Annotated in this window: 9 protein-coding genes and 1 pseudogene; all 10 read left to right on the top strand. The window is 39.1% G+C overall.

Annotated elements, in window-relative coordinates:
* Positions 1-70: 70 nt before the first annotated feature.
* A complete protein-coding gene (locus EGX73_RS16005; RefSeq protein WP_172956419.1) occupies positions 71-766 on the top strand; it encodes an Ig-like domain-containing protein in 696 nt (231 codons plus the stop codon).
* Positions 767-901: 135 nt separating this feature from the next.
* Positions 902-1,150, top strand: a complete 249-nt coding sequence (locus EGX73_RS16000) for a hypothetical protein (protein ID WP_143352204.1) — start codon at positions 902-904, stop codon at positions 1,148-1,150.
* 128 nt (positions 1,151-1,278) lie between these two features.
* Positions 1,279-1,350 (top strand): hypothetical protein, encoded by a 72-nt coding sequence (locus EGX73_RS16305; protein ID WP_229073500.1) that lies wholly within the window; start codon positions 1,279-1,281, stop codon positions 1,348-1,350.
* 309 nt (positions 1,351-1,659) lie between these two features.
* A complete protein-coding gene (locus EGX73_RS14525) occupies positions 1,660-2,193 on the top strand; it encodes a hypothetical protein (RefSeq protein ID WP_003126254.1) in 534 nt (177 codons plus the stop codon).
* 412 nt (positions 2,194-2,605) lie between these two features.
* Positions 2,606-4,129 carry a helix-turn-helix domain-containing protein gene (locus tag EGX73_RS14520; RefSeq protein ID WP_005471181.1) on the top strand — a complete coding sequence of 508 codons (1,524 nt, stop codon included), beginning with the start codon at positions 2,606-2,608 and terminating at the stop codon, positions 4,127-4,129.
* Between the two features lie 307 nt (positions 4,130-4,436).
* Positions 4,437-5,345, top strand: a complete 909-nt coding sequence (locus EGX73_RS14515) for an ABC transporter ATP-binding protein (protein ID WP_005471183.1) — start codon at positions 4,437-4,439, stop codon at positions 5,343-5,345.
* Between the two features lies 1 nt (position 5,346).
* Positions 5,347-6,150: pseudogene (locus EGX73_RS14510) on the top strand (ABC transporter permease).
* Between the two features lie 107 nt (positions 6,151-6,257).
* A complete protein-coding gene (locus EGX73_RS14505; protein ID WP_003126258.1) occupies positions 6,258-6,476 on the top strand; it encodes a YneF family protein in 219 nt (72 codons plus the stop codon).
* A gap of 600 nt (positions 6,477-7,076) precedes the next feature.
* Positions 7,077-8,828 (top strand): ABC transporter ATP-binding protein, encoded by a 1,752-nt coding sequence (locus EGX73_RS14500; protein WP_003126259.1) that lies wholly within the window; start codon positions 7,077-7,079, stop codon positions 8,826-8,828.
* Positions 8,825-10,609, top strand: a complete 1,785-nt coding sequence (locus tag EGX73_RS14495) for an ABC transporter ATP-binding protein (protein WP_029486710.1) — start codon at positions 8,825-8,827, stop codon at positions 10,607-10,609. Before EGX73_RS14500 ends, EGX73_RS14495 begins: the two co-directional genes overlap by 4 nt.
* The last annotated feature ends 291 nt before the right edge of the window (positions 10,610-10,900 follow it).

Below are 10,900 nucleotides of genomic sequence, written 5' to 3'. Positions count from 1 at the left end.
GTATGACTTGCTTCTGAATTTTCCGTAAATTATACTGGCGGTGACCTATTAACTATCAGGGAGGGATCACATGCTTTCAAAGATTGCAAAAGTACTTGTTGCTCTGTTGCTAACTATCCCCATTTTTACCGGTATGGAAATCGTATACGGAGAGACGGATGTGGGGGCAAACTTAATCACTGATGTATCCGTTGTCAATAGTCAGAATCAAGAAGTGACGACTTTAGATGAAGACGAATCTTTCAAAATTGATCTCAAATGGAGTCTCGAAGGATTAGGTGACTTAAAGGCCGAGGACAAAGCGACGATTATCCTCCCAGTAGAGATTGAAGGTGTCAATAATAGCTATGAACTGTATGATGAGAACGGTCATTTAGTAGTAAATCTCACCCAAGTTGGGAATCAGCTTACTTTTGTATTTACTGAGTTTGTTGAGCAGAACAACAATGTGCATGGAGATTTTTACTTTTGGACAAAATTTAGTGAAGACATTACCGTCGATCAGATCAATCAACTCGATTTTGAAACAGTTAATGGAATTAAGACAATTCCTTTATTTATTCGAGGGGTTGAGGATACTGGAACAGGTGCATTACTTACGAAACAAGGGCTTTATCTAGGCACACAAGAACCCAAACGAACGATTGATTGGCGTATTTATATCAATTCTTATGATACGAATAAGGTTTCAATTAAAAATGGGAGATTCATTGATACTCTTGGACCCCATCAAGCATTGATCAGCACCACGGCACGAGTGGTGTAAGGTCCAAGCGTAACTAATCCCACTTATGTTGACCAAGTCCCAATTACGCTTAATTCAGACGGCACTTTTGAAATTCCTTTGCGGGATACGAGTGAGAGAATCTATATCACCTATAAAACAGAAACTGATGGGTCTTTGGAGCAATATACAAACAAGGGAACCATTCAAGCATTGATCAATGATTCAGCAGCAGTCCACACAACTACTGGCTACACGCCGAAATATGGAGGCGGGGGCAGTGGTACCGGAGAAACGAGCACTTCAAGCGAAAGCACGACCGAAAGCAGTGAAAGTACAACAAGTAGCACAAGTAGTGAAAGTACGACCGCAAGCAGTGAGAGTACAATGAGTAGCACAAGTAACGAAAGTACGACCAATAGTTAAGTAGCGAGAGTGCGACTTCCAACAGTAATGGTAATAGCGTGGACAACTCTTCATTATCCGCTCCTAAAGTAAGTCAGAGTGGGGCACCGCCAAAGAATGGAGGGAATCCTCAATTACCGCAAACCGGAATGACCAATGATAAATGGATGATTCTCGGGGGCATGCTTTTGATTTCTTACGTTATCTATAAACGAAAATAAAAAGAAAAAATGAATTGGAGATTGGATGAACGTGTGAATATATCGTTTCAAATCTAATATCCTTACAGATTTAAAAGGCTGAACATAAGAAGAGACAAAATATTGATCTAGTTAGTGGTAGTTTGCTGCTGGATTTTTCGAAGAATTCGCTGCGACTTTTTGTCTTTCTTGTGTCAGTCTTTTTTGGTTGTTTTCTGAAAAATGCCAATTTCCACCTGATTCTGTCTTTTTTTTGGCGCGTGGTTAACTAAAAAAACTACTATAATCTCATTATCAAGTTAACCTGAAATAGATTTAGGAAGTGAGCAAATGAATAAAATCCCCTTGTTGATTGCCTTTTTTATTATTTTACTTATTGTTTTCTTTAAAATAGATAGTTTGGCAAATGAACGAGCTCCCGGTAAACTATCTTTGACTTTACGAACGAACCGTATCATTTATGATGAGCAGTCAAAGTGGATCACGATACCTATTCGTCCGAATAAAACACGATCAGCCAAATCGGTTCGAGCAGTGTTAACTTATGGTTGGGATGGTAAGGGTACTGAGAAAAAGGTCATTGGTGAAACGACTTTAACGAATGTAGAATGGGTTTCCGGTATTGAGAATTTTTTAAGAATTCGTGGAGATTTACCAATGTCTGAGATCAAGTGTAAAAACAAAGTGGATTTAGTGATTGTTTACGATGGTGACGTTACAACTATAGAGAATTTAAAGCCAAGTAAATGGAGTATTGTTGATCTACCGTCTTCTTCTGAGAGTTCCAGCATTGACACTAGTATACTTAAGGAGACGAGCAATCCCAATAGTCTTTCCTCATACGATAATAATGATGAAAATTAATTGTGGCAGGACAAACACTCAGAACAGAAAAAGACATTTAAGAAGTTCATTTAATATTGTAAATAAAAAAGCGGTCGCTGCTGATAATGAAGTAAATAAAGAATAGTCAGATTGGCATGTAAACTCTCCTGAGAGATTGTCGCAAAAAGGCAGAACAAGCAAAATGATTGGAAATTTCTTCCCCAGAAATGAACAGTTACAATTTATTCGGCTCAACAAATCGCAAGATTTGTTGAGCTGATATTTTTTAATAAAAGACTTTGACGGGTAGTTTGACAATCGTTCCTTTGAAGTGGTATGATCGCAAAACATTCACTAACTTACAATATTGTAAGATCTTTTTAGTTGTCCAGATGAAATCAAACTTAAATGAAGGCAAAGTTTGAATAACTATTTAAGCGAGGGTCAATCAGTGTTTCATGTATTATTTGACACAACAGAAAAACAAATCAACCAGTTTCTCACCTATTGTTATGAAAGGAATCAAACAACTTATTCAACCAAAGAGCTGATGGCTGTGTTTAACTATAAAACTAGCAAGCTATTGTCTGTTATTCAACAGGTAGAATTATTTCAGGAGCAATATTCTGAGTATACGGTTAATTATCAATCAGAATCAAAAACTATCAAGATAGAATTTTCACCTAGATTTCTGCTAAGCAAAGTTTATGCAATCTTGGTGGAAAGAACTGTCGGATTTACCTTTCTTGATTTGTTGTTTAAGGGAAAGTACCACTCATTAGAGCAATTAAGCCAAGAGACATATAGCAGTTTACGGACGATTCAAAGAAAATTGACTGAATTGAATCAAGTGTTAGCAAATTATCATTTATCATACAGTTTAAGAAAAGGAAATCCACTTGAAGGAAAAGAGTACTACATACGTTATTTTTATCATGTCATGTATTGGCAGTTGTTTGATGAAACGGACTCAGATCTTTTAGCAACGATAAGGGACAAGCAAACTATTGCTACTCAAATTGAGCGTCACGCTCCTTACATGCGAAAAATTGATTGCAATAAATTTTTATCTCTGCTGGCTATTTCATTGCAGCGAATCAAACAGCGACATTTTATCGTAGAAATTCCTGATGAAATAACGACTTTCGAGCATCCATTGATGACTAAAAGAAAGTTCACCGAATGCATACTGGCACCTTTTTTTCAGGCAAATGTTTACGCTGTGAGTGATCTCACGGACGAAGAAATCAGTTTTCTTTATTTTATGTTTGCAGTAATGAATACATATTTGGAAGAGGATCTGACTGAAATCCATCAGGATTGGTTTGATAATGAGCAGTATTCGACTGAGGAGATCATTATTGACAAACTGTCTGCATACTTTGATTTGGCACTCACTTCGAAAGAAAAAAATTATTTATTGGTCAACTTACTCATGATTCATTCCTACTCATCAGTTTTTGGAACAGAACATAAAATAGATGGGTTTGGAAAACAAACGAGGGAAAGTGAGCTTGAAGCTTATTTCCCAGTCATGTACCCAACGATGAGACGATTTTTGATCGCAATAAAAAGAGAAATCCCTCCACTTGTCGGGTTTGCAAAGAAGAATGATCGTCTTATCTTTCAATACTGCATGCTCGTTCGAACAGTCTTTATTAAATATGAGCGTCCAGTAACTTTTTCTATTCAATCGAAATTTGGCAAGACACAAGAATTATGGATCAAAAATCGATTGTTGAACACCTCCCATCGAGCAATCCAGCATGTTCCTTCAGTTGATGAACCAGATATTCTAATCAGTGATTACCCAATCTATCGCCAGCTAGGGGCAAACAAACAAATGGAGATTTTTTATTGGAATGGTCAGCCCACCAGCAGTGACTGGGAACGTTTGAAAGAAAAGATTCATAAAATTCGGAGCGAAAAGCATAAACAGGTTTTTGACAGCCTAAGTTTCCATCAGTTTTCCTAGCAGCAGATGAATTATTCACATTTCGGAGAAAACACCTCTTTATAAATTTATATGTTCAGTCCAATTCCATCATTTGTTAAATGACAATTTGATTTCTACTACGTTTATTTTTTATTAAATCATGTCATTAATTTAAAATCCCAATTTGATGAAGCTGGCTCGTATTCTTTGAAGTTCATTCGGAAGTAAGAAGACCAAATTGAAAAGATCATTCTTTTTCCTGTTGACTTTTTAATACTCTAGTGGGATGGTAGTAATAACTATTAGCATGAAAGTAAAAAAATAGCGAATAGGAAGTAGGGATGAAATGACAGAAATACTAACACTGAAAAATGTATCGAAACTGATTGGAACCAAGCAAATCATTGATAATGCTTCTTTCTCAGTGGAACAAGGGCAAGTGGTCGGGTTATTAGGACCGAATGGTGCGGGTAAGACGACGATTATTCGAATGATCGTTGGCTTAATGAAGCACAATAAAGGCTCAATTACGATCATGGGGAATTCCCTAGAAACGTCTTTTAAAGCAGCCATTGCCTCGGTAGGAGCGATTGTAGAAAATCCTGAGTTCTACAATTATCTGACTGGTTACGAAAATTTGATGCAATACCAGCGCATGGCGAAGACAAAAATGACGGCAGTTGAGATGGATGACTTGATTCGCCAAGTTCATTTAGAAGAATATATCAATCAAAAAGTCAAAACGTATTCACTAGGGATGCGCCAACGATTGGGTGTGGCACAGGCATTAATCCATCGTCCTACTCTCTTAGTATTAGATGAGCCAATGAACGGACTTGACCCAAAGGGTATGAGAGAGTTTCGGGAAATGATTCTCATGTTAAGAGAACAGGGTGTTTCTGTTTTAGTATCGAGTCACCAATTAAGTGATATCGAACAGATTGCAGATCATCTGATCGTTGTCCAAAAAGGGAAAGTGACCCATCAAGTCGCGATGGATACCTTGAAGGCAGAAAAAAGCCTACTGATCATCAAAACAGATGACGATCAGGAAGCATTAAATGTCTTGAAGACTAAATTCCAAATCGATGGGCTTGCTTTGACGGATGGATTACAGATTTCACTTGAAACGGATAATCGTTCTGAGATCGCTGCTGCCCTCGTTAATGCAGGGATTGGTTTAAAGGAAATGAAATTGCAGCAATCTTCGTTGGAAGAAACATTTTTGGCTTGGACGGAAGAGGGAGGGCTCTAGAATGAGGACACTAATAAAAAATGAATGGATCAAAGTCACGAAAAAAAAGTCTACATGGATCATGTTGGGACTTTTGGTGGTTTTAACATTCGGACTCACCTATGTGGTCCGCTTAGGCTCGCCTGATACTAAAGCCAACGATCTATTTATTTTTCTAAGCGACATGACGTCATTTTAGAATTTATTTGTTGTTATTGTGGCAGCTTCAGCGGTAGCAGAAGAATTTAGTCGAGGGACCATCAAGTTTTTGTTGATTCGGCCATTTTCAAGAAGTCAGATATTAGCCGCAAAAGCCATCAACACACTCTTATTTGCTTTGCTTGGCACACTGGTTTTATTTCTAAGCAGTTTTCTTGCCAGCAATTTGTTTTTGGTATCTGAATCTCCCTTCACATCAACGGATTATAATCAATTGCCAGCTATAGTTGTGGCTCTTGTCTATGCAGCAACGAATTTACTGTTGATTGTATTTTATATGACCATGACTCTGTTCATCTCTGCCGTCATTCGCTCTCAAAGTATGGCAGTGGGATTAGGAGTAGCTGTGTTGTTCGGGAGCAGCATCATCAACTCCATCATGCTTTTTGCGATAGAAAAATATCCTTGGTTGAAGTGGAATCCATTTAATTTTATGAATATCAAAGATACGGTTCCCACATTATTGCATCAAACGGATATGCAAAATGCAATAATTGATCCGGGTTTGAATTATTGGGAAATGACGATTGGACTTTTGTTATACAGCTTATTGATCTACTTTTTGACAAACTGGTTGTTCAACAAACGAGATGTGGCATTAAGCTGATATATAGAGGGAATGTTTTTGGAGAAATCCTGCTTTCTCTCTTTCTTTTTGTATTTTTTTCTAGTAAAATGATTCATTGAGAGTACAAGAGAAAGGAGAGATTTCAAATGGTTAGTTTAGGAATTGTAATCGTGATCGTTGTTATCGCGGTATTATTAGGCGCTGTCGGCGGCTTCTTTTTGGCGCGTAAATATATGCAAGATTATCTGAAGAAAAATCCTCCCGTTAATGAGGATATGTTGCGTTCGATGATGATGTCAATGGGCCAAAAGCCTTCTGAGAAGAAGATTCGGCAAATGATGCAACAAATGAAAAACCAAAAATAGGTTTTTTAGCGCAAAAAGCGGGCTGATCCCATCAGCTCGCTTTTTGTTGCGAGTCACTGCGATTGACCGCGTCAGCGAGGCAGAGCAGATGAGGAGGAATACCTACTCGGTGTTGCGAGTCACTGTGATTGACCGCGTCAGCGAAGCATGCAAGTTCATCTTAGTGATTTTCGCTAGAAGAACTGTAAGCGAAGCAGAGCGTAGATAAACAGATGAGGAGGAATACCTCGTGTTGCGAGTCACTGCGATTGACCGCGTCAGCGAGGCATGCAAGTTCATCTTAGTGCTTTTCGCTTAGAAGAACTGTAAGCGAAGCAGAGCGTAGATAAGCAAATGAGGAGGAATACCTCGTGTTGCGAGTCACTGCGATTGACCGCGTCAGCGAGGCATGCAAGTTCATCTTAGTGATTTTCCCTTAGAAGAACTGTAAGCGAAGCGTAGATGAGCAAATGAATTGTGCCTATCGTTGGGTAGGTAACAAAACGTGTTTCGCGAGGAATTGAAATGTAACTACATCGGAAGGTCAGTCATTGCCAAAATAGTCCGAAAATTTCGATGATTCAAATCGTAGCCAACAGGAGTGAATAATAGGAGGGTGTTATGTCGATTTTTAGAAAGTTAGGTTGGTTTTTTAGACAAGAAAGGAAACATTATTATATAGGAGTAGCCGCATTGGTTTTGGTGGCTCTCGTTCAATTAGCGCCACCCAAAGTGATTGGAATCATTATTGATGAGATCGCAGAAAAAGAGATTTCGATAGAAACGATTTTATTTTGGATAGGTATTTTGCTTGCCGCTGCATTAGCACAATATATTTTTCGTTTTGTCTGGCGGATAAATATTTGGGGGAGTGCTGCACGCTTGGAAAAAAGCTTACGTCGTCAATTATTCGATCACTTCACCAAAATGGATCATCTTTTCTATCAAAAACATCGAACTGGAGATTTGATGGCCCATGCCACCAATGATTTGAACGCCATTCAAAACGTTGCTGGGGCGGGTATTTTAACCTTTGCGGATTCGTTTATCTCTGGAGGAGCAACGATCATCGCCATGATCCTTTTTATCGATTGGCGTCTGACCTTGATTGCGTTGATTCCTTTGCCATTTCTTGCGGTCATGGCTAGAGTGTTAGGCAGCAAACTACATGATGCTTTTCGTGATTCGCAAGAAGCTTTTTCAGCGATTAATGACAAAGCACAAGAAAGTATTACTGGGATAAAAGTCATCAAAACGTTTGGACAAGAGACAGAAGATATTCAAGATTTTCAAGCCAAAATTGATGATGCCATCATCAAGAACCGTAAAGTCAATTTTTTAGATGCACTTTTTGATCCTTTCATTACATTGATTATCGGTGTCTCATATGTCTTAACGATTATTGTGGGTGGTCGTTTTGTCATGTCAGGAGAGATATCGATTGGCCAATTGGTTTCATTTATTAGTTATATTGGTATGCTGGTTTGGCCTATGTTCGCCATTGGCCGTCTGTTCAATGTTTTAGAACGAGGGAATGCCAGCTATGATCGGGTATCTGAATTGCTGGGGGAAAGAACCCATATTGTTGAAAAAAAACACGCGATCCAAGAGCCGGCTCAAGGTAAAATTGAAGTGGCGTTAGACGCTTTTCGCTATCATGATGCCGAAGAAATCACGCTGCAACAGATAGCATTTACCTTACATGAAGGACAGACATTAGGAATCGTTGGCAAAACCGGTGCAGGTAAAACCTCCATTTTGAAGTTGCTGATGCGGGAATATGATCATTATGAGGGTGACATTCTTTTTGGCGGGCACAGCATCAAAGATTATACTTTGAATGCGTTATTGGGCTCTATCGGGTATGTTCCCCAAGATCACTTTCTTTTTTCCATGTCGATTCGAGACAATATCCGTTTTGCGGTACCCCAAGCACCACAAGAAGCGGTTGAAGCGGCTGCTGATTTGGCGTCAATCAATGATGACATCAAAGCATTGCCAGAAGGATACGAAACAATGGTCGGTGAACGAGGGGTCTCATTATCTGGCGGGCAGAAACAGCGGTTGTCCATCGCACGGGCATTGATTGTTGATCCAGAATTACTGATCTTAGATGATGCCTTGTCAGCTGTCGATGCCAAAACAGAAGAAGATATTTTGCACAAATTGCGAGACTATCGAAAAGACAAAACAACGATTATTTCTGCGCATCGGCTAAGTAGTGTGAAGCATGCCGAAGAGATCTTAGTTATCGATGAAGGAAGAATCATCGAGCGAGGGACCCACGAAGCCCTGTTAGCCAAAAATGGCTGGTACAAAAAAATGTGGGACAAGCAACAACTGGAAGCCAAAATTGAAGGGAGTGAAGTATAATGGAACGTCAAGAATCTGAATGGTCAAAATCAATTCCATTTAAAGAGCAAAAATTGATCATCAAGCGGATGTTACAATTTGCAAAACCCTTCAAGAAGACATTTTTTGCAGCCATTTTCTTTGCTTTTCTCTTATCAATCGTCAACATTCTCCTGCCTAGAATTCTGCAGACATTCATGGATAACTATCTGACACAACAGTCAGCAACCAATCAAATCATCTATTTCTTTGCGGGTCTCTATTTCTTTGGGGTAGTCATCAAAGCAGTCATCTGGTTTTTTCAATGGTTTCTATACTCGATGGCTTCCTTGCAGACGTATCAATATGTGCGGACCAAGTTATTCGAGAAGCTGCATAGTTTAGGTATGCGGTATTTTGATCAGACTCCAGCAGGTTCGATTGTGTCGCGGGTCAGCAATGATACCGAAACATTGTATGAATTCTGGTATGTGTTTTTGATGGTTTTGACTGGTATTTTTGCAGTCCTATCTTCTTTTGCCGCCATGTTTCAGATCAACGTAAAAATTGCTTTATTGAATCTGATTTTCTTACCTATCTTGATGATCGTCATCTGGTATTATCAAAAATTCAGCTCCCGAATCTATCGTCAAATGCGAGAAAAATTAAGTCAATTGAATACGAAATTGAACGAGTCGATCTCGGGAATGCAGATTATCCAGCAGTTCCGACAAGAAGCACGTCTGAACCGAGAATTTGAGGAAACGAATGATGAATACCTCAAGACAAGGTATGCAATGATTCGTACTAATTCGTTGCTATTATCGCCGATCATCAATTTTCTCTATGCGATTGCAGTTGCGATGTCATTAACGTTGTTTGGGTTTGATGCTTTGCATTCTCCGATTGAAGTGGGGTTGATTTATGCTTTTACCACCTATGTCCAAGGCTTCTTCAATCCTATGACACAGATGATGGATTTTCTCAGCGTCTTTACTGATGGCATGGTGGCTGGTAGCCGTATTCTTAAAATCATGGATAATGAAGAATTTACCCCACAACAACATCCGGATGCGAATCAAGTCATTGAACAAGGAAAGATTGAATTTCGTAATGTCAGTTTTTCTTATGATGGAGAAAATCATGTATTGAAGAATATTTCCTTTACTGCTTATCCAGGAGAAACCGTCGCTTTGGTGGGACACACTGGTAGCGGCAAAAGCTCGATCATTAATGTTTTAATGCGCTTTTACGAATTTGGTGAGGGACAAATTTTGATTGACGATCATGATATTCGCGATTTTACGATCGAAGAATTACGAAAAAAAGTCGGATTGGTTTTACAAGATGCTTTCATGTTCTATGGAGATATTTCTGACAATATTCGTTTATTGAACCCAGAAATCAGCGAAGAACAAATCCGAGCAGCAGCGAAATTTGTGCAAGCAGATAAATTTATCGAAAAACTGGAGGGCACTTATCATGCCAAAGTGATTGAACGGGGCGCTAGCTACTCCAGCGGGCAACGACAGTTGATCTCATTTGCTAGAACGATGGTGACTGATCCTAAAATCCTCGTTTTAGATGAAGCTACTGCCAATATCGACACCGAAACAGAAGGATTGATCCAGGAAGGGTTGGCGAATATGCGACAAGGGAGAACTACGATTGCCATCGCCCACCGATTATCCACGATTCGGGATGCTGAATTGATTTTAGTTTTAGATAAAGGACGTATCGTCGAACGAGGAAACCATGATTCATTGTTAAAACAGCAAGGCCTTTATGCAGATATGTATAAATTACAGTCCAGTGACGTGTGATTAGTCGGGAATATTTTTTGCTGTTTCCTTCCAGTGGACACTAACTAATTACTAGAATTCTATGTATAAATTACAGTCCAGTGACGTGTGATTAGTCGGGAATATTTTTTGCTGTTTCCTTCCAGTGGACACTAACTAATTACTAGAATTCCATGTATCCATCACTCCATCACTTTGTTGGTGTTGGCTTGGGAGCGGGTATGTGGGGTTCTTGTTTTTCATCGATTCATTTTATAAAAGGAATCAGGAGGAAGTAAAATAACGAATCCTTTTTTCGGTCAATGTATTGAC

The sequence above is a fragment of the Enterococcus sp. FDAARGOS_553 genome, assembly GCF_003812305.1.
Lineage (GTDB): Bacteria > Bacillota > Bacilli > Lactobacillales > Enterococcaceae > Enterococcus_D > Enterococcus_D gallinarum.
Note: the sequence above shows the minus strand (reverse complement) of the source record. Positions and strands in the feature narration are given on the sequence as shown.